General features: G+C 60.6%; 1 pseudogene. It reads right to left on the bottom strand.

Annotated elements, in window-relative coordinates:
• A pseudogene (locus tag BN358_RS25525) lies at positions 1-300 on the bottom strand (carbohydrate ABC transporter permease); the annotation flags it as partial.
• Positions 301-381: the final 81 nt, after the last annotated feature.

Here is a 381-nt window from a genome sequence, read left to right as displayed (position 1 = left end):
CAGCTTGCCTGACCGACGGGTCAGGCTGTACGCGGACGGCACGCCGACGACCAAGGCGATCGCGCTCGCGAAGACGGACACGATCAGTGAGTTGACCAGATTCCTGGTGAACCCTTTCGTGACGAAGGCCTGCACGTAGTTGTCGAGAGTCGGAGAGAAGATGAACGTCGGCGTCGGCGTGAAGAGGTCGACGCGGTTCTTGAACGACGCCAGCACGAGCCAGACCAGAGGGGAGATATAGAGGACGATCACCAGCGTCGCCACGACGCCGATGAGAATTCGCTTCCAGCGACGACTCATCTGTGTCACAACTCCTTCGGTGCAAGCATTCGGAAGGCGCTGATCGCCAGGAAGAGAACGGCGGCGAAAGTGACGAGGCCG

This window comes from Sedimentibacter sp. B4 (assembly GCF_000309315.1).
Classification (GTDB): Bacteria; Bacillota; Clostridia; order Tissierellales; family Sedimentibacteraceae; genus Sedimentibacter; species Sedimentibacter saalensis.
Note: the sequence above shows the minus strand (reverse complement) of the source record. Positions and strands in the feature narration are given on the sequence as shown.